Annotated in this window: 26 protein-coding genes and 1 tRNA gene; 26 read left to right on the top strand and 1 reads right to left on the bottom strand. The window is 47.0% G+C overall.

From position 1 onward, the window contains the following. The 24 genes from ACM64D_RS14280 to ACM64D_RS14165 form a co-directional block, all read left to right on the top strand. Nucleotides 1–327 (top strand): phosphoribosyltransferase family protein (locus ACM64D_RS14280; RefSeq protein ID WP_415063902.1); only part of this gene is annotated, 327 nt, incomplete at its 5' end. Between the two features lie 16 nt (nt 328–343). Beyond that, nucleotides 344–889, top strand: a complete 546-nt coding sequence (locus ACM64D_RS14275; protein ID WP_415063903.1) for a 5'-nucleosidase — start codon at nt 344–346, stop codon at nt 887–889. 65 nt (nt 890–954) lie between these two features. Then, nucleotides 955–1440: a hypothetical protein gene (locus ACM64D_RS14270; RefSeq protein ID WP_415063901.1), complete on the top strand. Its 486-nt coding sequence runs from the start codon at nt 955–957 to the stop codon at nt 1438–1440. 136 nt (nt 1441–1576) lie between these two features. Then, nucleotides 1577–1927 carry a ribosome hibernation-promoting factor, HPF/YfiA family gene (gene hpf, locus ACM64D_RS14265; RefSeq protein ID WP_415063900.1) on the top strand — a complete coding sequence of 117 codons (351 nt, stop codon included), beginning with the start codon at nt 1577–1579 and terminating at the stop codon, nt 1925–1927. 187 nt (nt 1928–2114) lie between these two features. Beyond that, nucleotides 2115–3287, top strand: a complete 1173-nt coding sequence (metK, locus tag ACM64D_RS14260) for a methionine adenosyltransferase (protein WP_415063899.1) — start codon at nt 2115–2117, stop codon at nt 3285–3287. A 115-nt stretch (nt 3288–3402) separates the two neighbouring features. Next, the gene (lepA, locus tag ACM64D_RS14255) at nt 3403–5202 is read left to right on the top strand and encodes a translation elongation factor 4 (RefSeq protein WP_415063898.1); all 1800 of its coding nucleotides are present in this window, start codon (nt 3403–3405) and stop codon (nt 5200–5202) included. Nucleotides 5203–5217: 15 nt separating this feature from the next. Next, complete coding sequence (gene lepB, locus ACM64D_RS14250; protein ID WP_415063897.1) at nt 5218–5985, top strand: signal peptidase I; 768 nt, start codon at nt 5218–5220, stop codon at nt 5983–5985. Next, nucleotides 5985–6689, top strand: a complete 705-nt coding sequence (gene lepB, locus ACM64D_RS14245; RefSeq protein WP_415063896.1) for a signal peptidase I — start codon at nt 5985–5987, stop codon at nt 6687–6689. Before lepB (ACM64D_RS14250) ends, lepB (ACM64D_RS14245) begins: the two co-directional genes overlap by 1 nt. 45 nt (nt 6690–6734) lie before the next feature. Next, nucleotides 6735–7412, top strand: coding sequence for a signal peptidase I (lepB, locus tag ACM64D_RS14240; protein WP_415063895.1), 678 nt, complete (start codon nt 6735–6737; stop codon nt 7410–7412). Between the two features lie 35 nt (nt 7413–7447). Beyond that, nucleotides 7448–8350 (top strand): aspartate carbamoyltransferase catalytic subunit, encoded by a 903-nt coding sequence (locus ACM64D_RS14235; RefSeq protein WP_415063894.1) that lies wholly within the window; start codon nt 7448–7450, stop codon nt 8348–8350. Further along, complete coding sequence (gene carA / locus ACM64D_RS14230; protein ID WP_415063893.1) at nt 8350–9414, top strand: glutamine-hydrolyzing carbamoyl-phosphate synthase small subunit; 1065 nt, start codon at nt 8350–8352, stop codon at nt 9412–9414. The genes ACM64D_RS14235 and carA overlap by 1 nt, the downstream gene beginning before the upstream one ends. Next, complete coding sequence (locus ACM64D_RS14225; RefSeq protein WP_415063892.1) at nt 9411–10058, top strand: hypothetical protein; 648 nt, start codon at nt 9411–9413, stop codon at nt 10056–10058. The genes carA and ACM64D_RS14225 overlap by 4 nt, the downstream gene beginning before the upstream one ends. A 12-nt stretch (nt 10059–10070) precedes the next feature. After that, the gene (gene carB, locus ACM64D_RS14220; RefSeq protein ID WP_415063891.1) at nt 10071–13265 is read left to right on the top strand and encodes a carbamoyl-phosphate synthase large subunit; all 3195 of its coding nucleotides are present in this window, start codon (nt 10071–10073) and stop codon (nt 13263–13265) included. Then, a complete protein-coding gene (phnD, locus tag ACM64D_RS14215) occupies nt 13262–14155 on the top strand; it encodes a phosphate/phosphite/phosphonate ABC transporter substrate-binding protein (RefSeq protein WP_415063890.1) in 894 nt (297 codons plus the stop codon). Before carB ends, phnD begins: the two co-directional genes overlap by 4 nt. 5 nt (nt 14156–14160) lie before the next feature. Continuing rightward, on the top strand, nt 14161–14904 hold the full coding sequence (locus tag ACM64D_RS14210) for an ABC transporter ATP-binding protein (RefSeq protein ID WP_415063889.1): 744 nt from the start codon (nt 14161–14163) through the stop codon (nt 14902–14904). Next, entirely contained in the window at nt 14897–15667 is a 771-nt protein-coding gene (locus ACM64D_RS14205) for an ABC transporter permease (RefSeq protein ID WP_415063888.1), read from the top strand. The genes ACM64D_RS14210 and ACM64D_RS14205 overlap by 8 nt, the downstream gene beginning before the upstream one ends. Beyond that, complete coding sequence (locus ACM64D_RS14200; protein WP_415063887.1) at nt 15660–16451, top strand: prepilin peptidase; 792 nt, start codon at nt 15660–15662, stop codon at nt 16449–16451. Before ACM64D_RS14205 ends, ACM64D_RS14200 begins: the two co-directional genes overlap by 8 nt. Before the next feature lie 130 nt (nt 16452–16581). Next, nucleotides 16582–17637 carry a type IV pilus assembly protein PilM gene (gene pilM / locus ACM64D_RS14195; RefSeq protein ID WP_415063886.1) on the top strand — a complete coding sequence of 352 codons (1056 nt, stop codon included), beginning with the start codon at nt 16582–16584 and terminating at the stop codon, nt 17635–17637. Next, complete coding sequence (locus ACM64D_RS14190; protein WP_415063885.1) at nt 17634–18242, top strand: PilN domain-containing protein; 609 nt, start codon at nt 17634–17636, stop codon at nt 18240–18242. Before pilM ends, ACM64D_RS14190 begins: the two co-directional genes overlap by 4 nt. Then, nucleotides 18239–18832, top strand: coding sequence for a type 4a pilus biogenesis protein PilO (gene pilO, locus ACM64D_RS14185; protein WP_415063884.1), 594 nt, complete (start codon nt 18239–18241; stop codon nt 18830–18832). The genes ACM64D_RS14190 and pilO overlap by 4 nt, the downstream gene beginning before the upstream one ends. Then, nucleotides 18829–19488, top strand: coding sequence for a pilus assembly protein PilP (locus tag ACM64D_RS14180; protein ID WP_415063883.1), 660 nt, complete (start codon nt 18829–18831; stop codon nt 19486–19488). The genes pilO and ACM64D_RS14180 overlap by 4 nt, the downstream gene beginning before the upstream one ends. A gap of 21 nt (nt 19489–19509) precedes the next feature. Next, the gene (pilQ, locus tag ACM64D_RS14175; RefSeq protein ID WP_415063882.1) at nt 19510–21657 is read left to right on the top strand and encodes a type IV pilus secretin PilQ; all 2148 of its coding nucleotides are present in this window, start codon (nt 19510–19512) and stop codon (nt 21655–21657) included. Nucleotides 21658–21666: 9 nt separating this feature from the next. After that, nucleotides 21667–22215, top strand: a complete 549-nt coding sequence (locus tag ACM64D_RS14170; RefSeq protein WP_415063881.1) for a hypothetical protein — start codon at nt 21667–21669, stop codon at nt 22213–22215. A 72-nt stretch (nt 22216–22287) separates the two neighbouring features. Next, nucleotides 22288–23616: a replication-associated recombination protein A gene (locus tag ACM64D_RS14165; protein ID WP_415063880.1), complete on the top strand. Its 1329-nt coding sequence runs from the start codon at nt 22288–22290 to the stop codon at nt 23614–23616. Between the two features lie 52 nt (nt 23617–23668). Here ACM64D_RS14165 and ACM64D_RS14160 read toward each other — a convergent pair whose 3' ends face one another. Next, nucleotides 23669–23974 carry a cupin domain-containing protein gene (locus tag ACM64D_RS14160; RefSeq protein WP_415063879.1) on the bottom strand — a complete coding sequence of 102 codons (306 nt, stop codon included), beginning with the start codon at nt 23972–23974 and terminating at the stop codon, nt 23669–23671. 219 nt (nt 23975–24193) lie between these two features. On the opposite strand from ACM64D_RS14160, the gene ACM64D_RS14155 reads away from it, so the two are divergent. Both ACM64D_RS14155 and ACM64D_RS14150 read left to right on the top strand, forming a co-directional pair. Further along, nucleotides 24194–24706 carry a hypothetical protein gene (locus ACM64D_RS14155; RefSeq protein ID WP_415063878.1) on the top strand — a complete coding sequence of 171 codons (513 nt, stop codon included), beginning with the start codon at nt 24194–24196 and terminating at the stop codon, nt 24704–24706. 154 nt (nt 24707–24860) lie between these two features. Beyond that, nucleotides 24861–24936 (top strand) — tRNA-Ala (locus ACM64D_RS14150). Nucleotides 24937–25108 lie beyond the last annotated feature (172 nt).

The raw sequence follows: 25108 nt of genomic DNA, 5'->3' as shown, positions 1-25108 counted from the left end.
CGTGGTTTCATTCTGGCGGCGCATTTGGCGGCGACCCATAAAAAAGGTTTTCTTCCGATTCGCAAAGCGGGCAAATTGCCGCCACCAACCAAAAGAATCTCTTATGCTCTTGAATACGGGCAGGCTGAAATTGAACTTCCTTTGGGGCAAGGAAATATCATGATTGTGGATGATGTTTTGGCGACGGGGGGAACACTTCAAGCGGCGATTGATTTAAGTTATCTTGCGGGCTACAAGGTAGAGTCTGTGGCGGTTCTTGTGAATCTCACTTTTTTGAATAAAATGAAGTTTAAAAACGAAGAGGTATTTTCCCTTGTTCAATATTAATGATGTCGCGTTGGTGATGGCTCTTCCTGGTGAGTCCCAGGGGCTTTTTGAAAATGAGAATATTCCTGTTCTTTACACCGGCATTGGCAAGGTCAATGCGGCATTGACGGCGATGGATGTGATTCACAAAACAAAGTGCAAAGTCATGATCAACTTAGGGACGGCCGGAAGTTCCAAATTTAAAACCCATGATCTGGTGGAGGTATCCACTTTTGTTCAGCGAGATATGGATATTTCTCCCTTGGGTTTCAAAGTGGGAGAAACGCCGTTTGATCCTCTTCCCGGAGGTATTGAGTTAATTCCTTATTTTCCAGAACTGATCAAAGGTGTCTGTGGCACCGGCGACAGCTTTGAGACGGGGGCTCCGAAGGTTTCCTGTGATTTGGTAGATATGGAAGGGTACGCACTGGCCAAAGTCTGTCGCAAGATGGGTGTGCAGTTGATTTCGCTAAAATACATCACCGACGGGGCGGACCATAATGCGCATAATGATTGGGAAGCGAATCTGGTGCATGGAGCGAAAAGGCTGTTGGAATACTATCGGAAGATGGTTTCGGTTTAATTCCGTTTCATTCTAAAACACCACGGCTCCTCATCTTTAGTCTAGAAATTCCGATAAGCCCCTATATGAAAAAAACAAGTGCTCATTTTGTGACATGGGGAGTGGCGGTCGTGGGTTTATCGTTGGGATTTTTGGGGAACCCCTTTGGTAAAAAGCCAAAGTCCCTCGATCCTCAAGAAATCGAAGCCCTTTACGGCCGGACGAAGCTGTACTTTGAAGTCGGAAATTTCGAAGGGGCTTTAGACACCGCAAAAAAACTTCCACCCAACATCCCACCTCGATACGCCGACATTCGCGAAATTCGCAAACAGTCGGAGGCAGCCTTGAGTGAGTACAAACAAAAGCTCAAACAAGGAACTTTGATTCCAACCCATGTGGATAGATTGCCCGCAGCTTTGCGCGATTCCTATTACGATGCAAATATTGAGGCCCAACGGGGGAGATGTCGTGCGGCCTACGATAATATGGTCCCGGTCAGCAAATATTTGAATAATAGAGCCGATCTCGAAATTTTTAAGCGCTGCCAATTAACCCAAAGAAAATCTAAGTGAGTCTCAAAATAAGGCTCATCTTTGGTCGAGCCTGACCGATAAGAGGTCTAGGCAGTCCTAGAGTCCTCTGGGGCGACTGAAGAAGCTGACGAAGCTTCCCAAATAATAGGCCTTGAAAGGGGCCAAAGGAGAAAAAATGAAACTCAACTATACCTTTAAGCACCTCGATCACTCCGAATCTCTTGAAAACTATACGGCTGAAAAGATGTCGGAAGTTGGGCGTTTTTTGCTGAAGGAAGGTTATGGCAGCGTGTATTTCTCTAAACAGAAAAATGAGTTCTGTGTTGAGATCTCGGTCAATACTCGAGAGAAGTATTTTAAGGCAACCGCTTATGGCACCGATGTGTACGGGGCTGTGGATTCAGCGGCAGAGAAGATTGAAAAACAATTTCTAAAAACGAGCAAGCAGTATAAAAACCATAAGAAGCCGGAGCTCACCAAAGAGGGGCGTCTGGAGCAGGTTATGCGCTGGAAGAAAGCGGCCTAGAGCGGCTTAAGAGCTACAGCGAAAATGTTTAAAAAGGTGGCTAAAAACAGCCACCTTTTTTTATTCTTTTGACCCCTCCCCCCTCGTTTGGTAGGTTGGCCGTTCGCTAAATGTGAAGGGCATTTAGGATGGCTTAAGGTATGATTTCACCTTAGGCCGAGCTCATTAACACCTTTCCTAATGAGGAATGAAAGCAGTGAAAAATTATCTTTTTACGAGCGAATCTGTATCTGAGGGGCATCCCGATAAAATGGCAGACCAAATTTCTGATGGCATCTTGGATGCGATCTTGGCTCAAGACCCTAAGGGTCGTGTGGCCTGTGAAACCTTGCTGACGACGGGCTTGATTGTTGTCGGGGGCGAGATCACGACGTCTGCAAAAGTGAACTTCTCAGAAGTGGCTCGTGATGTGGTGAAGCGTATCGGTTATGACAGCTCTGACAAGGGTTTTGATTACAAAACTTGCGGTGTCATGATCGCAGTGGGCCAGCAATCTCCTGATATCGCAGTGGGGGTCAAAGAGACCTTGTCTGATGATCAAGGGGCCGGAGACCAAGGATTGATGTTTGGTTATGCGGTGAATGAAACTCCAGAGTTGATGCCTTTAAGCATTGCGATGTCTCATAAACTTGTGAAGGATCTTGCAGCACTTCGTAAGGCGAACAAGGTGGATTGGCTCCGTCCTGACGCAAAATCTCAGGTGACTGTGCAATACGAAAATGGCGTAGCCAAGCGTATTGATACTGTTGTGATTTCCACTCAGCATGCTGACTCTGTTTCTAATGCGACTATCAAAGAATTCATCACGGAAGAATTGATTAAGAAATCCATTCCTGCAAACTGGTTGGACGCAAAGACTAAGTTCCACATCAACCCGACGGGCCGTTTCGTAACGGGGGGACCAATGGGAGATGCCGGCCTGACCGGTCGTAAAATCATCGTAGATACTTACGGTGGGCATGGGGCTCATGGCGGTGGGGCGTTCTCTGGTAAAGATCCTTCGAAAGTGGATCGTTCGGCGGCTTACGCAGCTCGTCATATCGCCAAGAACATCGTTGGCGCTGGTCTTGCGGAAAGATGTTTGGTTCAGGTGGCTTATGCTATCGGTGTTGCGGAGCCTGTGAGCATCACAGTGAACGACTATGGCACAAGCAAATTGGGCCCTGAGGCGTTGGAAAAAGCAGTTCGTCAGGTTTTTGACTTGCGTCCTGCAAGAATCACAAAAGATTTGGATCTTTTGAGACCTATTTACAGTCAAACAGCAGCCTATGGCCACTTTGGCCGTAATGAAGAGTCCTTCACATGGGAGAAGCTCAATAAGATTGAGCAGCTCAAAGACGCCGTAAAGACTTTGGCGTAATTTTAAAGAAAACCGTAATCATTGCGCCGAGTTGTCTCTAGCAACTCGGCGCTTCTTATTTGTATACTGCGCGCTGGGCGTAAGAAGCGCCAACTTCATCTAAAAAAAGAGAATTATGGATCCTAAATTTATACGTAACTTTTCTATCATTGCTCACATTGACCACGGTAAATCGACTTTGGCGGACGGTCTTCTTTCTGCCACGGGCGCGTTGTCTGATCGTGAGAAGAAGGATCAATTCCTCGACAACATGGAGTTGGAGCGCGAACGTGGAATCACGATCAAAGCGCAAACCGTTTGTTTGGATTTTAAATCGAAAGACGGCAATATGTATCAGATCAATTTGATCGATACTCCGGGGCACGTGGATTTTTCTTACGAAGTATCGCGTTCATTGGCGGCCTGTGAAGGGGCGATTCTGGTGGTCGACGCCGCTCAAGGGGTTGAAGCTCAGACTTTGGCCAACGTTTATTTGGCGATGGAGAACAACCTCGAGATCATTCCTGTTTTGAATAAAATTGACCTTCCTTCGGCAGATCCTGAAGGCGTGGCAAAACAAATCGAAGATACTGTGGGATTGGACTGCACAGGAATTATCCATGCGTCGGCCAAAGAAAAAATCGGGATCACTGACATCCTGGAGGCCATCGTTGCAAAAGTTCCTCCTCCAAAAGCGGATCGCAGCCTGACTCCGCGGGCGCTCATTTTCGATTCTTGGTTTGATGCTTATCAAGGTGTGGTCGTGTTGGTGCGCGTGATGGATGGCGCCATTAAAAAAGGCGACAAGATCAAGTTCATGGCGACGGATCGTGATTACGAAGTTTTGCGCATGGGTAAATATAAACCTTTCCCTGCGATGCAAGACGCCTTGGAAGCGGGTGAGGTGGGCTTCCTCATTTGCGGTATCAAAGACATTCGCGACGTGAAAGTGGGTGACACCGTTACGTCCGCAAAACATCCAGCGACAGAACCCCTTCCTGGTTTCCAAAGAATCAAGCCGATGGTTTTTGCGGGTATTTTCCCCGTGGTGGCTTCGGAGTACGAAAGTTTAAAAGATGCTTTGGATAAACTTTGTTTGAATGACTCTTCTTTGACGTTTGAGGTGGAGAAGTCAGCAGCCCTGGGCTTTGGGTATCGTTGTGGTTTCTTGGGTCTTTTGCATATGGAAATTGTGCAAGAGCGTTTAGAGCGTGAGTTCAATCTTGATTTGATCACCACGGCTCCGACGGTGGTTTACAGAATCACGAAGACGGATGGGACCGAGATCATGCTCGAAAACCCATCGGGAATGCCCAATGAAACTCAGATTGCCAAGTTTGAAGAACCTTACGTGAAGGTGACGCTGCATACTCCGACTGAATATATCGGCGGCATTCTGAAACTTTGTGAAGATAAACGCGGTATTCAGATTAAAATGGAATACGTGACCGATAAAAAAGTCATCATTGAGTACAAACTCCCGATGAATGAAATGGTCATGGACTTCTATGATCGTTTGAAGTCGATCTCTAAAGGTTATGCTTCGTTGGAGTATGAATTCATCGGCTTTGAAGAGTCGGATCTCGTAAAATTGGATATTCTGATTAACGGGGAGCCTATCGATGCTCTTTCTTTGATTGTTCACAAATCGAAGTCCATCAATCGGGGCCGTGCTTTGACGGAAAAGATGAAAGAACTGATTCCTCGTCAGCAATATCAGGTGGCGATTCAGGCGGCGATTGGTGCAAAAATTATTGCTCGTGAGACCTTAGGGGCCATGAGAAAAGACGTGACCGCCAAGTGTTATGGTGGTGATATTTCCCGTAAGCGTAAGCTTTTGGAGCGTCAAAAAGAGGGTAAAAAGCGCATGAAGCAAATCGGAACAGTCGATGTGCCTCAGGAGGCCTTCTTGGCGATTCTAAAAGTTGAGGATTAATGGAGAGGATGCAGCATGAGTGACAACAAAAACAGCTGGAACTGGCGCACAAAACATTTTTGGACTGAAGGATGGGGTTCTCTCTTTTTGGCGGTCTTCATCGCGCTTTTCATTCGCTGGGGATTTATTGAAGCTTACGTCATTCCCTCTGGATCAATGCTTCCGTCGCTTTTGATCCACGATCATATTTTTGTGAATAAACTGACTTATGGATTGCGCGTCCCTTTCAGTGAAAACTGGTTGGTGAAATTCAATGAGCCCAAGCGTGGCGAGGTGATTGTCTTTAAATATCCTAAAGACATGAGCACGTTCTTCATTAAGCGTATCGTCGGAGAGTCTGGCGATAAAATTTATTATGAAAATGGCACTCTTTATATCAACGATAAACCTGTTGATAAAAAAGTTCCGGCCAACATGGATGACTTTGCTTGGTTGCGTGATGCGGACTTTCAGCGTGATGGAAACATCAATGATGGCAAAGACAACTACGTGGAATTCACCGAAGAGCTTCCTGGTGGAAAGAGTCATGCGATCCTTCTTCGCAAGGGTGATATCTACGAAACTTTCGGTCCGGTGACGGTGCCCCAAGATCATCTTTTTGTGATGGGTGACAATCGTATGAACTCGTCCGATGGTCGTGTTTGGGGATTTTTGCCAAAGCAAAACATCCTGGGCCGCGCGATGTTCGTATGGCTCAGCTGTGAGGAGACGGTTCCGGCTCTTCCTTTCTTATGTAATCCTCTGACGACTCGTTGGGGGCGCTTCTTCCACTCTGTAAATTAATGACAGAGCCAACACCCACTCGAAGTTTAAAAGGAACGTGGAATCAGGCGATTCTAACGTTCCTTTTTCCCATTCTGTTGGTGCTGAGTGTGCGATGGGCCTTGGTGGAACCTTTTGTGATTCCTTCGGGAAGTATGATTCCTAATCTTCTGATTCACGATCACATTCTCGTGCAAAAAGCCGCTTATGGACTGCATGTGCCTTTTGGAAACCCTTGGATTTTTCAATGGTCACAACCTCAGCGGGGGGAAGTCATTGTTTTTAAATATCCAGAAAATCCCGATGTCTACTACATCAAAAGATTGATTGGTCTTCCCGGAGACAAGGTGGATGTGCAAAACGGTCGGATTACGATCAATGGGAAGAAATTCACTTTAACTCCTTACGAGGGCCCTAGCAGTGAAGTGGGCTTTAACTACTACACTGAAAATAACGGCGCTAAATCCTATGTGGTGCGGTTTATTTCTGAAGAAGTGGGGGGCGAGTCCCAGTCTTACACTGTTCCTGAAGGTCATTTCTTTTTTATGGGAGACAATCGCGATCAATCCAGTGATTCTCGGTATTGGGGTTTTGTGAAGAATGATTACATTGTGGGGAAAGCTTGGGTGATTTGGTTGTCTTGCCATAGCACTTTGCCGACGATGACCTTTGTTTGTAATCCCTCTGAAATTCGTTTCGATCGACTATTTAAAAAAGTGCAGTAAGAAATTGTCTTTCCTTCTTTCTTAAGTTCGTCCTAATATTGAGGGATGAGTCGTTGGCGGGAATATTTAACAACTTTGATCTTGGCAGTGCTGTGCGCCCTTTTTGTGCGTAACTATCTTGTGACTGCCTATAAAGTGCCCACGGGCTCTATGCAGCCCACCTTAAAACCCGGCGATTTCATTTTTTCTTCACGCATCTCCTATGGGTTTCCCGTGCCATTTGCAAAAGACAAGTGGGCGTCATCTTTACCTGAGCGGGGTGATTTGGTGGTCTTCACTTATCCCAATCAGCCGACAACAACTTACGTAAAACGCGTGATTGGTCTTCCTGGGGATCGTGTACAGATCATCAATGGGCGTTTGATTTTAAATGAAGAGCCGATGAGATATGAAAAAGTTTTGGAAAATCAGCAAGACAATCCAAATCCAGAAATGTTTGATATCTACCAGGAAGTGTCTGGAGAGAATCATTGGCGCGTGATTTTTCAAAAGCAGTCCGAGGATAAAGATTTCGGCCCTTTGGTGGTTCCTCCTGGGGAAGTCTTTTTGCTTGGGGACAATCGGGATGCAAGTGACGACTCGCGCTATTGGGGCACGGTTCCTATGACTCAGGTGGTGGGTCGGGTCGTATTAATTTGGCTTTCATTGGATTGGCAAAAAAAATGGGGTGGGGATCGTTACCCTTCGGTGCGTTGGGACCGAGTTTTTTCTCCACTGTATTGACATCTCGGAACTCGGGCCATAGGCTTGGGTTCTAGATGTTATCTAGACAAAATAAATCCCTCATTGATCTCAATTCTCTCGAAAAAACAAAAATCGACTTCCTATTCTCTTTGGCAGATCAAATTGCTGCCAATAAGTCGTTGGACTTTGAGGGCTTCGGTAAAACCGGAGCCCTTTTGTTTTTTGAAGCCAGCACCCGAACTCGTATGAGTTTCGAGACGGCGTGTGCTCGGCTTGGAGTTTACCCCTTGCGTTTGGATGGTAAAGCGGGGAGCAGTTTGGAAAAGGGCGAGACTTTTGAAGATACGGTTCTGAATGTGGATGCCATGAAGCCGTCCTTTTTGGTGATTCGCTGCGGGGATGAGTTGGATTTAAAATCCCTTTCTGAAAAAGTTCACAGCCCTATTTTAAACGCGGGCTGGGGAAAGAAAGGCCATCCGACTCAAGCCCTTTTGGATGCTTACACAATTCGAAAACATCTGGGAACCTGTGAAGGTCAGAAGGTTTTGATCGTTGGTGATGTTCGCCATAGTCGTGTGGCTGCTTCTCACTTTGAGTTAGCAAAGAAGCTGGGCTATGAGGTGGCGTTGTGTGGTCCGACGGAATTTTTGCCGGAATCCTCGGGACAAAAAGTCTTCACTTCTTTGCGTGAGGGATTGCAGTGGGCCTCTGTGGCAATGGCGTTGCGCGTGCAATTAGAGCGTCACTCTCATCAGTACTCACTGGCAGACTATCGTAAGCAATATGGATTTACTCAAGAGAACTTGAAGGCGTTGTCAGCCAAAGCTTTGATCATGCATCCGGGGCCCATCAACCAAGGGACAGAACTGGATGCGGACGTATTGCGGGATTCGCGATGTCAGGTATTGGATCAGGTTTCTAATGGCGTCTTGATTCGTCAAAGTCTTATTTATGCAACTCTAGCGGAGGAAAAATAATGAAGGGCTATTTGGTTCTTGAAAGTGGCGAGTTGTACACGGGTCTTTGGCAGGGTGGAGAAGATCGTGCTGGGGAAGTGGTGTTTAATACGTCCCACTCCGGCTATGAAGAAATCGCCACAGACCCTTCTTATTTTTCGCAAATCGTAGTGATGACCGCTCCCATGCAAGGAAATTATGGCGTTGAAGATGACGTGTGGGAGTCGCGTCGACTTTGGATTGAGGGATTTGTTTGCCTGGAGATTCAAGATACCGAGCGCGATCATGCCTGGAAGAAGCGCCTGACTGATAACAAGATTCCGCTGGTGACCGAGCTCGATACAAGAAATCTCGTATTGCGTCTCCGCCAAGGAGGAACTCCCTGGGGAGCCCTTGTTCACGCGGCTTCAGAGCAAGAGGCTCGTCAAAAAGCACAAGTTTTGATCGCTCAGAAGAAGACTTTAGATAAAGACTGGGTTTATCTCACTTCTCGCCCGCAGGCGGAAACTCGCAGGGGTGAAAACATGGTCGGCCCGCGCGTGGCGGTTTTAGATTTTGGCAGTAAAGAAAATATCTTACGGGAGCTCCAATCTCGCTGTTCTGAGGTTAAAATCTTCAACAGTCGCAGCTCAGTTCAGGAAATTCTGGAGTACAATCCCGATGGCATTATGTTGACCAATGGCCCCGGTGATCCGGCGGATGTGAAAATGGCGACGGGCACCGTGCGTGAGCTGTTAGGGGTGAAGCCGATCTTTGGGATCTGCATGGGGCATCAGATTTTGGCCCTGGCCTTGGGGGCGAAGACCTACAAGTTAAAGTTTGGTCATCGTGGCAGTAATCACCCCATTCGCGACACTCTGCTTAATCAGATCTATATGACCAGTCAGAACCATGGATACGCCGTGGAAGAGGGTAGTTTGCCTGGGGACGTAAAAGTGACCCATGTGAATCTAAATGATGGCACTGTGGCAGGTTTTTATAGTGAAAAAAAGAAGTGTTTGGGAATACAATATCATCCGGAAAGTTGCCCAGGGCCTCATGAGGCGGCCGGGCTATTTAGCTATTTTGTAGAGCGGATGATATGAACGAATATGAAAAACTAATTGAAAAAATTCTGAATCACTTTGTGAGCGACGCCTTCAAGGACGAATTGGCCATGGCTAAAAAAGAGTTCTTTGAAAATGCGGGAACCTTGGATGAAAACTCCGAGCATTATGAGTCCCGTATGGCGCAGTTTTATGATTGGTATTTTTTCACTCGCGAACTGAAAGGTTTCGGGCAAACTCCTTTGGAGGCTTGTTTGTTGGTTCGCGAATTGCGTTTTTCAGGTGAAGAACTCAAAATTTTGGAAATTTTAAAACAACATCGTCATTCTATTTTTGAATTTAATAAAATCAAAAATGGGGATGTTTATATTAAAGATCTTTTGGCGAATAAGAAGCTTGTGGTGAAGCAGTCTTCTTACGTTTTCGGATTTGACCCTGACGAACTTTTTGAAGTTCGTTTGATTCCACAGGGTGACTCTTTCGTGTTCACACGAGGATTTTGTTTCCATCCTGAAAGCGCCAAAAAATTTATCTTAAGCGAAGTAAAGCGCCATCGAAAAGATCCGGATTTGGATCCTGATCTTCTCATGCTTCGTTTGATTAAGATGCGCTATAAGTTTGAACAGTATAAGCATGTGAAGCCTGAAATGATCTACTCGAATGAGGGAAAATTAGGCGTCTAAAAGGGGGAATGAGTGCCGCGGAAGTCCAGTATTAAACGAGTTCTAATTATTGGATCTGGACCCATCGTTATTGGACAAGCTTGTGAGTTTGATTACTCCGGCACCCAAGCCTGTAAGGCGCTCATGAAAGAAGGACTGGAAGTCATCCTGGTGAACTCCAATCCGGCGACCATCATGACAGATCCCGAAGTGGCGACACGAGTCTATGTCGAGCCACTCAAAGTCGACTATCTTGAAAAAATCATCGAAAAAGAAAAGCCGGAGGCTGTCATTCCCACTTTGGGGGGACAGACGGCGTTGAACTTGGCTTTGGATCTTCATGCCAAGGGCATTTTGCAAAAGCACAAAGTACAGTTATTGGGAGCCACTCCTCAGGTGATCAAAGCCGGTGAAGATCGCGAGATCTTCCGTGGTCTTCTTGATAAAATCGGGGCTCGTTATCCTAAAAGTCATTTGGTACGTACTTTTGAACATGGTTTACAGGTGGCGGATGACTTGGGTTATCCGTTGATTCTCCGCCCGAATTACACTTTGGGCGGCGGAGGGGGCGGGATCGCCTATTCTCCTGAAGAGTACAAGAAGATGCTTGTTGGAGCTCTTCATGAAAGTCCCACCTCGGAGGTCTTAGTTGAAGAAAGCATCCTTGGATGGAAAGAGTTCGAACTCGAAGTGATGCGCGACTATCAAGGCACCTTCGTGGTGGTTTGTAGTATCGAGAACTTGGATCCGTGCGGAGTCCACACGGGCGACAGTATCACGGTCGCACCCCAACAAACCTTGAGTGATCGTGAATATCAGTCCATGCGCGATGAGGCCTGCAAAATTATTAATGAGGTCGGCATTCAAACCGGCGGAGCTAATATTCAATTCGCCGTCCACCCCACGACACGAGAGCGTGTCGTGATTGAAATGAATCCACGCGTGAGTCGATCTTCTGCCTTGGCCAGTAAGGCGACAGGATTCCCGATCGCCAAAATTGCAGCCCTCTTGGCGATTGGCTACAGTCTTGATGAATTAAAAAATGATATCACGAAAGTGACGCCGTCTTGTTATGAACCCGCGCTCGACTATGTCGTGACCAAGATCCCTCGATTTGCTTTCGAGAAATTCCCAGGTTCTAAAGACACTCTGACAACTCAAATGAAGAGTGTCGGCGAGGTGATGGGAATTGGGCGCACGTTGCAAGAATCTATGATGAAGGCCCTGGCCAGTCTTGAAATGAGTCCTCAAGCGATTCCCGCAGTGACTCTTGAAATCGGCAAGGTCTCTTATCCCAACAGCCAACGGATTTATCATCTATTCCAAGCGTTCCGCGATGGAAAGACCGTGGCGGATATTGAAGAGCTGACGCGAATCAATCCCTATTTCCTTGAGCACATTGATGCTTTGATTAAGTTCGAGAATAAGTTCAAGAAAGAGTTCTCTGAAAACAATGTAGAGCTTTTACTGGCGGCCAAGCGCAAGGGTTTTACGGATGCTCGGTTGGCGACTCTGGTTGGAAAGAAAGAAAAAGATCTCTGTGCTTTGCGTGAAAAACACAACCTGTTCCCGCATTATCAACAGGTCGATACCTGTGCCGGAGAATTTGACTCTTCCACCCCGTATTTCTATTCTTCGTACTGGTCGCATTCATCGGCGACGGTGAATGCTCCGGATGCGGTGGTGATTATCGGAAGTGGGCCGAACCGTATCGGACAAGGAATCGAATTCGACTATAGCTGTGTTCGGGGAGTTAAAGCCTTTCAAAAAAATGGCTATAAAGTCATCATGGTGAATTCAAATCCAGAGACGGTCTCTACGGATTACGACACTTCGGATGTCTTGTTCTTTGAACCTCTGACCGCTGAAAGTTTGAGTGAGATCATGCGTTTTATGAAGCCGAAAGGTTTTGTCGCACAACTCGGAGGACAAACGCCGATCAATCTTGCTCCCGAACTTGTTAAATCTGGTTATAAACTTTTGGGATCCTCTCTAGAAACCATTGATTTAGCCGAAGACCGTGGTTTGTTCTCGAAGATTTGTCGTGAACTTCAATTCGAAATTCCGAATTCGGCGATGGCAAGCTCCGTGGTGGACGCTCTTCAGTATGAGTCCGCGGTCGGTTATCCCATGATCTGTCGCCCCAGTTATGTTTTGGGGGGGCGTCGTATGGAGGTCATCGAAAATCGCGATGAGCTGCTTTCCTACTTCCAACGTCATGCGGATTATATTTCGACAGACAAACCTTGTTTGATGGACCAATTCCTGGCTGGCGCTTTGGAGGTCGATGTCGATCTGGTGCGCGGTGAAGACTGGACTGTGATTGGCGGGGTCGTTGAACATATTGAAGCGGCGGGAGTTCACTCTGGTGACTCGATGGGGGTTTTGCCTCCTCATCGTTTGAAACCAGAAACTTGCGAGCGCATTGAAGACCTCAGTCAGCGCCTCGCAAATCGTATCGGCGTTATTGGGCATTTGAACTTGCAGCTCGCGGTCAAGAACGACGTGGTTTACATGTTAGAAGCCAATCCGCGCAGCTCTCGCTCTGTTCCCTTTGTGGCCAAAGCGACCAGCATTCCTTTGATCGATCTGGGTGTGGCGGCGATGTTAGGAAGAAAGAAGAAAGATCTTAAGTTGGACAGTCTGAAGTGGAGAAATACGAAGAGTGTTTCCGTCAAAGGCGTTGTCTTTCCATTTAAAAAATTCCCTGAGTCCGACTCTTTGTTGGGGCCCGAGATGAAATCCACGGGTGAAAGCATGGGGCGCGGAAGAAACTATTCCGAGGCCCTTTCCAAGGCCTTCCTTTCAAGCAACATCCGCCTTCCCAAGATGGGGCAAGTTTTCTTCTCTCTCAGAGATAAAGACAAAGAGGGCATGTTGACCTTGGCGAAAGAGCTGCAGCGAATGGGGTACGGAGTTTCTGCAACGACCGGAACTGCGAGTTTCTTTAACGATCACGGTGTGAACTGCCTTTCCTTGCGAAAAGTCGATGAGGGGCGCCCGCACTGTGTGGATAAGATTCGCTCAGGTGAGGTGGCTTTCGTCATCAATACGACCTCGGGACGTCGTGCGATTGAGGCCAGCTTCGACATTCGTCGAGCTTGCACCGACTACAACATCCCTTGTCTGACCGAAAGTGACGCCGCGGAGGCCTTTGTTCTTGCTTTAAAAAATGAAAGAAATGAGTCATCATCAGTCGAGGCCTTGACGGCCATGGAGGAATTTTGAAAAGACTCATTCTTGGATTGACCGCGTTGCTGGTTTTTTCAAATGCACAGGCTGCAGAGACTAGTACGACGGAGGCAAGTCCCTCAGCGATCACAATCGGCGTGATCCCGGGAGGAAACCCTGAAAACTTGCGCGAGCAAGGGTTGGCTTTGGCCAAAGAGCTGCAAGGGAAATTAAACATCCCCGTGAATATCTATGTTTCAAAAAACTATGCGGGCCTAGTGGAAGCGATGAAGACAAAGAAGGTGGATTTCGCCTTTTTTTCATCGTTGACCTATGTGTTTGCCGAACAGCAAGCACAAGCGAAGGTTCTGCTTAAAAAAGTTTGGCAAGAGCCATTTTACTATTCTGCGATCATCACTCCTAAAGACTCTGGGATTAAAAAGCTCAAGGATCTGAAGGGAAAGCGTATTGCTTTTGTCGATGACAAGTCCTCTTCGGGCTATCTTTATCCTCAAGTGGCTCTTAAAAAATTAGGTCTTAATGAAAAGGACTTTAAAGAAGTGGCCTTCACCGGGAATCATCAAGCGTCTATTCAGTTTTTAGAGGCAAAGAAGGTGGAAGCGGCCGCGGTCTTCAGTGATGATGAAAAGGGAACTCAAGGGGCTTGGGTGAAGTTTGCCTCCGATAAAAAGGCTCAATATCGTATTTTGTGGATGAGTGCACCCATTCCGAACGATCCATTTTGTGTTCGCCAGGATTTCTACGATCTCTATCCCAAGACGACCCATACTTTGATGTTTGCATTGATTGATATTTTGGAACAATCCCGTAATAAAAACACCTACTCCGAGATTTTAGGATCTCGCGACTTGATGCCGGCCACCTCCAAACAGTATGATCCTGTGAGGGAGATGGTGAAGGCTCTGAATATTGAGCTTAAACCTTAAGGCTCATGGCTGTACTGACGGTTGAAAAACTGAACAAAACTTTTAAAGGCGGTCTTTTTGAAAAGGATCGCCATGTTCTGCGGAATGTGACGTTCTCATTGCCGGAGGGGCAGACATCGGGTTTTGTGGGAAGCAACGGCTCCGGTAAAACGACCACGATCAAGTGCCTTTTCGACTTTATCCATCCCGACAGCGGCGAAATCCTTTTTTTTGGCAGTCCTTTAAGTAGCCCCATTAAAACGCGTATCGGTTATTTGCCGGAACGTCCTTATCTCTATGAGTTTTTGACCGGGATGGAGTTTTTGCGTCTGCACTGGAACCTGTGTTACGGTTCGTCCCTGAAAGATTTCTATGAGAGAGCCCATGAAGCTCTTAAAAAAGTCGATTTATTCGAAGCGAAAGACCGTCGTTTGCGGACGTATTCCAAAGGGATGTTGCAAAGAGTGGGAATTGCGCAAGCGATTTTGACTCGACCGGATTTGTTGATTCTCGACGAACCGATGTCGGGTCTTGATCCAGACGGACGTGCGATGGTGAAAGATATTTTGCGTGAAGAGCAAAAGCGCGGCGTCAGTCTTTTCTTTAGCAGCCATCTTTTGCAGGATATGGAAGAACTTTGCTCTCACCTTGTCGTCATCAATCGAGGGCAGATTTTGTATGATGGCGTACTGAGTTCTTTTATGGCGGAATTCCAAAGTTTGGAAAGAGCCTTCTCAGTCCTGAAGGGGCGGGAGGAGTCTCATGGCTAAGGTCTGGGCATTGGCCAGAACGACTTTGCGTGAAATGTTACGTGAAAAAGTATTTTTCGTGGTCATTTTGATAGCGGTGGCGCTGCTGGGTTTAAGTTTCCTTTTAGGGGCTTTATCTTTGGCGGAACAAAAAAAGATTTTAGCTGATTTCGGTTTTCTGGCGATTCAGGTGGCGACTTTGGGAGTGTCACTCTTTTCAGGCTCCTACCTTCTTGCCAAAGAGATTGAGAAACAAACCTGTCTTTTGATTTTGTCTCGTCCGGTCAGTCGAGAGCAGTTCATTTTGGGGAAGCTCTTGGGCGTCGTGATTTTGAACACTCTGCTTTTGGGGGCATTGGCGATTCTTTTGTCGGTGTTGTTGGGCGTTTGGCAGGAATCTCAGTTGTGGCTTTCCTTTTTCGAAATCTGTTTGAGTCTGTGGTTTGAAAGCGTTGTGATTTTGTGTTTGGTGATCTGTTTTAGTTTGATCGTGAGACCTGTTTTGGCCTTGGGGGCTGGAGTCATGGTGTTTTTGTTAGGCCACTGGTTAGGGGATCTCGCTTTTTTTGCCGAAAAAAGCAAAGAAGTTTTTTTTGTTCAGACCGTTCGGCTTTTTCATTGGATCACGCCTCAGTTATATAGAATCAATTGGAAGTCCGCCTATTTCTTGGAAAAAGGAATTCCGCTGGCAGAGGTTCTATGGATGATGGCTCATATGACCGGGTGGGTTCTTTTGCTGATTCTTTTGACCAACTTCTTCTTCAGGAGAAAAGACATTGTTTAGTCTCGATACGTTCCTCTATGGGTTCTTTTTTGTTTTGGGTGCGATCTTTGGAAGTTTCGGAAATGTCATTATCTACAGACTGCCTAAAGAGGAAAGTGTCGTAAAACCTCGCAGCTATTGTTATAGCTGCAAGACCCCGATCAAATGGTACGATAATATCCCGCTCCTGAGCTGGTTCCTTTTGCGTGGTCGTTGTCGTCAATGCGGAGCAAAGTTTTCTTTCCGCTATCCGTTGGTGGAGCTCATCACAGCGGTGCTCTTTGCGCTCAGCTATCATTACGCCGGGCTTTCCTGGACGCTCTTGGAGTATTTGATTTTCATCTTTGGTTTGGTGGTTTGTACCTTTATTGATATCGATCACATGATTTTGCCGGATGAATTTACTCTCTCGGGTATCGTCATTGGTTTGGTTGGGGCGGCTTTGAATCCACAAAGAGACTTCTTAGATGCGCTTTTTGGCGTTTTGATGGGCGGCGGTTTTCTTTGGGGAATGGCTTATGTCTATTATCTTCTCACCAAACAAGAGGGGATGGGCGGCGGCGACATCAAGCTTTTGGCGTGGATTGGGGCCCTCCTTGGGTGGAAGGCAATTCCTTTTGTGATCATGTCCTCGGCGATCATCGGAAGTGTCGTGGGACTTATCGTCGCAAGAAAACAAAAGGCTGGACTAAAGACTGTGATTCCTTTCGGGCCCTACCTTGCTTTGGGAGCTGTTTTGTATTTGTTTGGAGGCGAGACCATTGCCCTGTGGTACCTAGACCTTTTTCTTCCAGGATTAAGCTAGTCGCGGACTAGACCCCTATTTGACATTCATAGCCCAACCAGAAATAATTTTATTATTCAAGACCTGCGTCTAAAGACGTAAGTCTTTGAAAATACATCTTTAGTGGTACAACTGGGGAAGCAGCGAAAGCATGTTTTTTAAATCGAAAAAGGTCATCGGACTCGACATCGGTACGAGTTCCATAAAACTGGCTGAAATGGACTTCAACGGCAAAGGAGCCCAGCTGCTTTCTTTTGGTTTTGCGCCAACTCCTCCGAACTCCGTATCTGGCGGGGAGATCGCGGATATCGGCGCTGTCGGTATGGCGATTCAATCTCTGGTGAATGAAGTAAAATCCAAGCGTAAAAGTATCGCCACAGCTATGTGGGGAACCGCAGTAATCGTGAAGAAAATCACGATTCCCAAGATGGACAAGAAGCTTATCAAAGATCAAATTCGTTTTGAGGCAGAACAATATATTCCGTTTGATATTAACAATATCAGTCTGGCTCATCACATTCTCACGGCCAGCAGCTCTCCAGACACGATGGATATTCTTTTGATTGCTGCGCAAAACGAACTGGTGACTCAATATACTCAAGTTATTGAAATCAGCGGGCTGACTTGCGGTGTTTTGGATGTGAGTGGTTTTGCCTTGGCCAATGCCTTTGAATTGAATTATGGAAAGATCCCCGGCGAGGTGATCGGTATTTTGAATTTCGGAGCCTCGATCACCAACTTCGTGGTTCTGCAGAATGGTGAAGTTATTTTCTGTCGCGACATTCCTGTCGGGGGAGCGAACTACACCAATGAAATTCATAAAGCCATGGGTGTGACGGTGGCGGAAGCTGAAGCGTTGAAACTCAGCGCGATCTCGCGTCGTGAAGTTCCCGACGAAGTTCACAGTATTATCAGTGCGACGAATGAAGCCGTAACGGAAGAAATTCGTAGCAGTTTGGACTTCCTCAGTGCCACCACCAACGGTCTTGTTTTAAATAGATGTTTCTACACCGGCGGAAGCTCCGCAACCTCCGGTCTAACGGAAACGGTTTCAAGAGTGACCGGCATTTTGCTGGAACCCTTTAATCCTTTCTTGCGCGTGAAAGCCAATCCGAAAAAGTTTTCTCCGGAGTATCTGGAACAGATCAGCTCTTTTGCTGGTGTGGTGACGGGTTTGGCTCTTCGTGAAGTGGGAGATGCAACGTGATTAAAATTAATCTGGCGTCTTCGGCATCTATAGGTACGGGAGCTTCTTTAGGGGCCTCCATAGGAATATCCTCAGATTCCTTCCTGTCTCCAGATCAGATTCGTAAGGAGGCAATGAAGCGTCTTGTACTCCTTTTGGTGGGGCCTTTGGCTTTATATATTTACGAAAATCAGAATATCCCTGCCAAGGTGGCTGATTTGAATGCCAAGAATCAGGTTCTTACTGAGTTGCAAAGCTACAACTCCAAGCAAGCGGCTTCCGTGGCAGAGATTAAAAAATTTAAGGAAGATGAGGCTTTGATTGAAGCCCGTATTTCCGCTTTAGAAAAGATTGCGAAAGATCGTCAGCGTGAGATCCGGGTCATGGAGCTTTTGCAGACGGTGATTCCCGAAAAAGCCTGGTTGACGCGTGTTCAAATCAGTCCAGAAAAGGTGAATATTCAAGGGTTGGCGTTAAGCGACTACGAGGTTTCGACCTTTTTGGAAGCTTTGACGAAAAGTGCTTTTTTAATGGATGTGATTCTTTTGAACTCAAGCGAAGTCGTTCAAGATGGGGTGACTTTGAAAAAGTTTGAGATCAGTTGTTTGTTGGAGAGACCTCAATGAATAAGTTTTTTGAAACTCTCGCAGCTCAACAGATTGGCAAGATCCTGATGATGGGATTGGGACTGACTGCATTCTATTGGTATGCGGTTTACAATGACGGTTCCGCCATCGATGCTCAAGTGGTGCAACTGACTCAGCAGCTTCAGGTGGAAGAAAACAAGAAGAAAGACACTGACGCGACATTAAAGCAAGTTCAGGAAATGCAGGAGAAGGTCGGGCAACTCAGTCAGAAGTATCAAGAGATCTCTCGTCGTTTGCCGTCGTCTTTATTTTCCATTGATATCAATAAGGCGATTGATGATTTTGCAAGAAACTCCGGGGTGAGCGTTAAATCAAAAAAGCCTGGAGAGAACGTAAAAAAAGAAGTTGTTGAAGAAGTGCCTGTTGATGTGACTCTTGAGGGAAGCTATGCAGAGCTTGCTCAGTTTACTTACCTGGTTTCAACGGCAGAACGAATGACTCGCGTGAAGAATGTGACTTTGACCGAGGCGGGCGCGGGCAATAAGAAGCTTAAATTTGAGGGGCAAGTGGTTGGTTATAAACTGGCTCCTGAGAAAAAACCTGAAGAAGGTGCGGAGAAACGGCAGTGAAGTCTGTAAGATGGATGTTATCTTACATTTTAGTAGCCTCATTGGGACTTTGGCTCGCTTTTGCAGTGAGTGCTAGGTTCATGACGCCAGCCCATTCTCAAGGAGCTCCTGCGAGTGGTGATTTGCCTGCGGACTTCATGAAAGAGATCGAGGCGACTCAAGTTCCTCCGGCGGGGACACAAGCTCCAGCGGGAACTCCGCCGCCAGTGCAAAAAATGCAAGAGGTCCCACCTCCGCCACCGACGGCAGAAATGCCGGTGGGAGATGGCATGACGGCGCCTCCGCCACCGCAAGATATTCTTCCTCGGGAAGAATACTCCTACGATCCGACGGGCAAGAGGGATCCATTCAAAGCTTTCCGCACAGTGCGTCCGGTCCACACAGAGACCTCAAAGAATTTAGAAATTCTTGAGCCCTTGCAGCGGTGGGAACTGGAGCGTTTGCAAGTGGTGGGTATTTTGTGGGATGTGCGTTCGCCGCGTGCAATGATTCGCGATCCCGATGGTGCTGTTTATACTGTAACAAAGAACTCTAAGATTGGCCGATCCGAAGGATTCGTCGCGGCCATACGCGAAGGCGAAGTTGTTGTCTTGGAAACAAGATACGATGACGGGAAGTCGATTAAAGAAAGTCGCGTCTTAGAGCTCAAAAAGTAGATTTTTAAAGAGGAGGAGCTAATGAAAGGATTCATTAGATTATTAATCCTAAGTGCAATGATTGCGTCACTGACGTCCTGTGCAAGTCGCCCTACTGGAGAGGATGATTTGTCACTTGATGATGGCATGGATTCCTCTGCGGAAGTCGCTCCGGCAACGTCGGGCTCTAAAGATGATTTTGCTGACTTTGAAGACTCTGAAGTCGATCAAAAACAGGCAGAAACCGCGGCTCCTCAGGATGACCAAGATCTGGCCATCGAGGATGAAACAAAACAGCAAGCGGCGACCCCAACTCCGACCGAGACTCTTCCCCCAGCGGAAGAAGCTCCTATGGAAGATCCTTTTGCAGACTCTGTCGCGGATGCTCCAGCTCCCACAATTGAGCCAGAACAACACACGGTGACTGAGACCATTCCGGCTCCAACTCAAGAAGTGGCGCCTTCAGTTTCTTCATCAGCAGGGGCTCTTGCGAATATCACGGATTTAAAATTTAAGGCGAACGAAGCGGGGGGAACTGTTGTTGTGCAAGGGGATCGACCTTTGACATACAGAACACGCATGAATCCTGATCTGCGCCAGTTTGTCATCGAAGTGGACAACGCGAATCTGCCTGAGCGTTTGAAGCGTTCTTTGAATACGCGTGATATTAAAGGGAGTATTGGCGCTATTGATGCGTATCAGAATCCTGGTTCTAATACGGCTCGTTTTGTGATTCAGTTGCGTGAAGGTGTTGGCGAGCCGGCTGTTCAAGCTGAAGGAAGCAATTTGCTTATCGTCGCGAACGGTCAGGGTGGCATGGGCGGGCAGGACGTGGCTCACCAAGGTGCCTCCGAGATGACCAGCACCAATGTGGATATGCCAGACACGAAGATTCTTCCAAGTAAGGATCTAACAGAGTTCCTTTCGGGCAATACCAAGTTCTATGGGAAGAAGATTTCAATCGAAACCAATAACATGGACATTCGTGATGCTTTGAACTTCATCACTGAAGAGAGCGGCGTGAATATGGTGATCTCCGAGGACGTGAAAGGCGCAGTCAGTTTGAAGTTGCGCCAAGTTCCTTGGGATCAGGCTTTGGTTGTCATCATGAAGGCAAAAAAATTGGGTTACACTCGTCAGGGGAATGTTCTTCGTATCGCTCCTTTGCAGGACTTGAAAGCAGAAGAAGATGACGCCACCAAACTGGCTCAGGCTCGTAAAAATGTCGAGCCTTTGAAAGTACGCATGTTTCCCGTTAGCTATGCGCGTGTTGAAGAGCTTGAGAAAAAAATCAAGGACTTCTTAGGTGACCGAGGCCGTGTGGTGGGTGACGTGCGCACCAATGCTTTGGTGGTGACGGACATCGAAGAAAATCTTGAGCGCACGGCAAAGCTGATTGCGAGTCTCGATACTCAACCTCCACAAGTTCTGATCGAAGGTAAGATTGTCGAGGCGAAAGAAAGCTTCACGCGCAATATCGGAATCAATTGGGGAGCCACCGGGGCTCCGATCAAATTGGGTTCGACAGCCCGTGGTCCAGTCAACATGAATCCAAGTTTCAGTGTCAACCCGAGTGCCAACACTCCGGCGAATCTGAATTTCAACGTCAGTGTAGGGACATTGGATCTATTTGGAACCTTGCAGGCGGCATTGTCTTTGTCTGAGAGCGAAGAACAGGTGAAAATTATCTCAGCTCCTCGAATCATGACAATGACGAACGAAAAAGCAGATATCAATCAAACGACTGAGGTGCCAGTTCGTCAGGTGACTCAAAATGGAACAGCCACTCAAGAGACGTTCCAGTTCAAGCCATTGACATTGAAACTGGAAGTGACTCCTCAAGTGACTGCAGATGGATCTGTTATAATGAAGGTCAATGTGAACAGACAGTTCCGGGGAGCTGACGTGAGCAGCGCGGGACAGGGGGCTTTTGCAGTGAACAGCCGTGAAGCCAATACCAGAGTGCTTGTGAAAAACGGCCAGACGGCGGTCATTGGTGGTATCTATCAAAGCGACGCGACGGATGGAGAAACCGGCGTACCATGGTTCCGTGAACTGCCTTTTGTGAGTTATTTGTTTAAGACAAAAAATATTTCGAAGGAAAAATCGGAGCTTCTCATCTTCCTCACTCCGCGTATTGTAGGCCAAGTGGATTCTGGTGGAACTTTGCCGTCAACTCAAGACTTCTAAGGAGAGCCCATGAGAAAGTTAATGCCCGTTTTGCTTCTTGTGTGTTTGGCGACCTTGGGGGGATGCTCTCAAGAAGAGGGAAATGTTGAGGTGGTGGTAAGCTCTTCCGCCTTTCCTTTGATCCCGGCGACGGCCGCAAGTTGTTTGGCAGATAAAAATGCAGGGGCCGATACGCCGACAGCAGACATTTCTCCAGACTATTTTCGAATTCCGACAATTACTTTTAATCGCAAAGATACATCTAAGACCCTGGTGATTGCGTTCATTCGCATTTCGATTCAGATTCCAGGAAGCTCTCAGGCTGTCAGTTGCGAGGTTGGCGGCGATGGCCTGGCCGCTTTGAGAGACTCCTGGTTTTCGGGAACCACAAAAGAAGCCCTTGTGCCGGCTGGCACGGCCAGTTTCTCAACGGATTGTGCCCTTTACTGCGGGGGAGTTAAGGCTCCCAGCGGGATGACTGCAAGCGGAAGCTTGGAAGTCTTTGGTTTGGAAAGAGCCACCAACGGAGATGAAACGCCAGTAAAGGCGTCCACGGTGGTTACTATTCAGAGCTTTTAGTTCTGTCCTGCGCTGCGCCCATGAGATTTATGAGATATCCTCGTCGGGTTTTTGGGTGATTTAGAGGGGGGAATGGTTTATGACCATTCCATGGATCTTTTTTCAGCCTCTGGCGCCGCCTCCCAATCTTCTCCACTCTCAGAAATTCTTCGTCCGAAGAATCTCGATGAAATCATTGGGCAAGATAAAACATTGGGACCGAAATCCAAATTGGGCCAGATGTTGCGTAAAGGATATTTACCAAGTCTTATCATTTGGGGTCCTCCGGGAACGGGCAAGACGACTTTTGCCTTGGCCTTGTCACAGCACTTCAGCGCTCATTTTGTAAATATCAATGCTGTAGACTCTGGAGCGAAAACCTTGCGTGAGATTGGCGAACAGGGAAAAGACCGTCGCCTTCAGTATCAGCAAAAAACCATTCTGTTTGTTGATGAAATTCATCGCTTCAATAAAGCTCAACAAGACGTTCTTTTGCCTTTTGTGGAAAAGGGCGACGTCGTGTTAGTCGGAGCGACGACAGAAAACCCCAGCTATGAACTCAATCGAGCTCTTTTAAGTCGTTGCCGTGTCGTCGTTTTTGAACGGCTTTCGGTCGAAGACTTAAGTAAGATCGTCACCCGTGCCGAGACTCATTATAAAAAAACATTAGAACGCATTCTTACAAAAGAGGCGATCGACAATCTTCTCGAGTATTCTGACGGGGACGCTCGCCGCCTGATCAACAGCTTGGAGATTCTTTATAATTTCACCAAAGATGAAGAAGAAGGTGCTCTTCTTGATGTGAATGATATGCGGGAACTGCTGCAGCAGAACCCTTTGGGGTACGACAAGAACTCCGAAATGCACTATGATCTGATCTCGGCCTTTATTAAAAGTGTCAGAGGCAGTGATCCTGATGCCGCCGTTTATTACCTGGCGCGCATGATTGATGGCGGAGAAGATCCGATTTTTATTGCCCGTCGTTTGATTGTCTTAGCCTCGGAAGATATTGGGAATGCCGATCCACGCGCGATCTCCGTGGCTGTCTCGGGTCTTCAGGCGGTCGAGGCGATTGGTCTTCCTGAAGGGGCGATCTCTTTGGCCCAGGTGACGACTTACCTGGCCTCCTGCCCCAAGTCGAATGCCTCTTACATGGCTTTAAATAAAGCGCGAGAACTTGTGGAGAAAACACGCACCTTGCCGGTGCCACTGCATCTTCGATCCGCGAAGACGGCCCTGGCTAAAGATTTGGGATACGGCAGGGACTACAAATATCCCCATAATTATCCCACCGGCTGGGTTGATCAAGAGTACATTCCTGCGGAAGTTGAAAAGTCTCCGCTGTACGAGCCTACCAATCGAGGTTTCGAAAAAAATATCCGTGAATATCTATCTTGGATGAAGGGGACTTCAAAGTCCTAGGGCTCGTTCGGGCCCTTTGTCGATGAGACTTAAAGGGCGGAATGCGACTTCTTTAGATGGCTCGTTGTGCGCAAACACAAACGCAAGCGTGAGTGCCTTGGGCAACATGGGAGTGCTTTGTGTTTGCGGGGATCTCGACACGATCTCCGGGACGCAAAATGAATTGATTGCCGGAGATGTTAAAAATCATTTCACCCTCAACGATGACTCGAACTTCTGCAAATGGATGGCGGTGATCTTGAACTTTCGTTTGTGGTTCATAGACTTCATCGAAAGGCTCCAAACCTTCAGACTCCAGTATCATGTGAATCTGCTGTTTGCTTGGAACAATGGGAGCTTGCCAACGTGTGATGATCATAGTGAGTGCCTCTTTCGCTTTTTCTTATCTCAAATCGGAACAGCGAGTACAAGTCGCGCCGCTATGAATCCCGCCTTGAAACAGTATCGCGATATTCTTTTCAAATTGCGACAGGATAAGAGGCCGGATTCTCATCTTTTTTTGTTTTCCCGTTAAGTCCTTGTGGGGATTGTCGATACCTCTAGTATAGGAAGGACCCTTTAATTAGGGGAGGGTATTTTGAGTAGCAAATCCAAATCGACACATGCTGAGTTAGACCACATCTTGAATTTTGTCGATGCCTCGAAGGGTCTTCGTGCAAAGATCAATGAGTCGGGGCGAGTGCAGATTCACCAAGATCTCGATGGAAAAGTATTCTCCTTCAGTTCGCAAGAAGTCAGCGAGGTTCTTCACCGCGCAGACTCAGAGGGGAAACCTTTCATTCAAGTTAACTTTAAAAATGGAACGAAAGTTCTTCTGACGGAAACGTTAGTTGGCTTTAAGCCGCTAGAAACTTTGGGCCTCGACATGGGTCGTATTCCCAAAGTGGTGACAACCCCAGATCTTGTAAGCGTCTTTGAGGCTATTGAAGAGTCTTTAGGGGCTGATAATGGGCTTGATCATGAGGTGGAGATCCTTAAAAAGGTCTACATGGCCATCATTTCTGGCGGGGAAAAGGTCGGATTCGACCTTGGTTTTGAAAGAAAGTGGCTAAATAGACTGCTTGCGTCAAAATTTAAAGCCAGCGCTTAATTTTCAGTAAATACAAAGACTTAAATAGAGAGTGCAAACAACCGGGGCAGAGACCTCGGTTGTTATTTGTGCAACTCGCAATGAGTCATTAAATTTTCGAAAAAAAGCTATTGACCTTTTTAGGCCATTACGAGAAAACAGCTCCACTTTGTTCGGGGGCATAGCTCAGCTGGGAGAGCATCTGATTTGCATTCAGAAGGTCGCAGGTTCGATCCCTGTTGCCTCCACCAACTTTTTTATGACGTTCGTCTCGCGACGAAAAAAATAAAAAAAGAACATTGACGGGGACAAAAAAATCTTTAAGATTGGTTCCTCGCGCTTCGGAAACGAAGCTTTGATTTAAGAATTTCGCTCTTTGAAAACTGAATAGCTAGAATGATAGATTTTTGGGCTCTTTGATAA

This window comes from Bdellovibrio sp., from assembly GCF_047637665.1.
Lineage (GTDB): Bacteria > Bdellovibrionota > Bdellovibrionia > Bdellovibrionales > Bdellovibrionaceae > Bdellovibrio.
Note: the sequence above shows the minus strand (reverse complement) of the source record. Positions and strands in the feature narration are given on the sequence as shown.

What these genes read in the sequence shown, in the direction of transcription:
- ACM64D_RS14275 (WP_415063903.1), top strand. Translation starts at nt 344, where the DNA reads ATGGCTCTTCCTGGTGAGTCCCAGGGGCTTTTTGAAAATGAGAATATT.
- ACM64D_RS14270 (WP_415063901.1), top strand. Translation starts at nt 955, where the DNA reads ATGAAAAAAACAAGTGCTCATTTTGTGACATGGGGAGTGGCGGTCGTG.
- hpf (WP_415063900.1), top strand. Translation starts at nt 1,577, where the DNA reads ATGAAACTCAACTATACCTTTAAGCACCTCGATCACTCCGAATCTCTT.
- metK (WP_415063899.1), top strand. Translation starts at nt 2,115, where the DNA reads ATGAAAGCAGTGAAAAATTATCTTTTTACGAGCGAATCTGTATCTGAG.
- lepA (WP_415063898.1), top strand. Translation starts at nt 3,403, where the DNA reads ATGGATCCTAAATTTATACGTAACTTTTCTATCATTGCTCACATTGAC.
- lepB (WP_415063897.1), top strand. Translation starts at nt 5,218, where the DNA reads ATGAGTGACAACAAAAACAGCTGGAACTGGCGCACAAAACATTTTTGG.
- lepB (WP_415063896.1), top strand. Translation starts at nt 5,985, where the DNA reads ATGACAGAGCCAACACCCACTCGAAGTTTAAAAGGAACGTGGAATCAG.
- lepB (WP_415063895.1), top strand. Translation starts at nt 6,735, where the DNA reads ATGAGTCGTTGGCGGGAATATTTAACAACTTTGATCTTGGCAGTGCTG.
- ACM64D_RS14235 (WP_415063894.1), top strand. Translation starts at nt 7,448, where the DNA reads ATGTTATCTAGACAAAATAAATCCCTCATTGATCTCAATTCTCTCGAA.
- carA (WP_415063893.1), top strand. Translation starts at nt 8,350, where the DNA reads ATGAAGGGCTATTTGGTTCTTGAAAGTGGCGAGTTGTACACGGGTCTT.
- ACM64D_RS14225 (WP_415063892.1), top strand. Translation starts at nt 9,411, where the DNA reads ATGAACGAATATGAAAAACTAATTGAAAAAATTCTGAATCACTTTGTG.
- ACM64D_RS14210 (WP_415063889.1), top strand. Translation starts at nt 14,161, where the DNA reads ATGGCTGTACTGACGGTTGAAAAACTGAACAAAACTTTTAAAGGCGGT.
- ACM64D_RS14205 (WP_415063888.1), top strand. Translation starts at nt 14,897, where the DNA reads ATGGCTAAGGTCTGGGCATTGGCCAGAACGACTTTGCGTGAAATGTTA.
- pilM (WP_415063886.1), top strand. Translation starts at nt 16,582, where the DNA reads ATGTTTTTTAAATCGAAAAAGGTCATCGGACTCGACATCGGTACGAGT.
- pilO (WP_415063884.1), top strand. Translation starts at nt 18,239, where the DNA reads ATGAATAAGTTTTTTGAAACTCTCGCAGCTCAACAGATTGGCAAGATC.
- pilQ (WP_415063882.1), top strand. Translation starts at nt 19,510, where the DNA reads ATGAAAGGATTCATTAGATTATTAATCCTAAGTGCAATGATTGCGTCA.
- ACM64D_RS14170 (WP_415063881.1), top strand. Translation starts at nt 21,667, where the DNA reads ATGAGAAAGTTAATGCCCGTTTTGCTTCTTGTGTGTTTGGCGACCTTG.
- ACM64D_RS14165 (WP_415063880.1), top strand. Translation starts at nt 22,288, where the DNA reads ATGGTTTATGACCATTCCATGGATCTTTTTTCAGCCTCTGGCGCCGCC.
- ACM64D_RS14160 (WP_415063879.1), bottom strand. Translation starts at nt 23,974, where the DNA reads ATGATCATCACACGTTGGCAAGCTCCCATTGTTCCAAGCAAACAGCAG.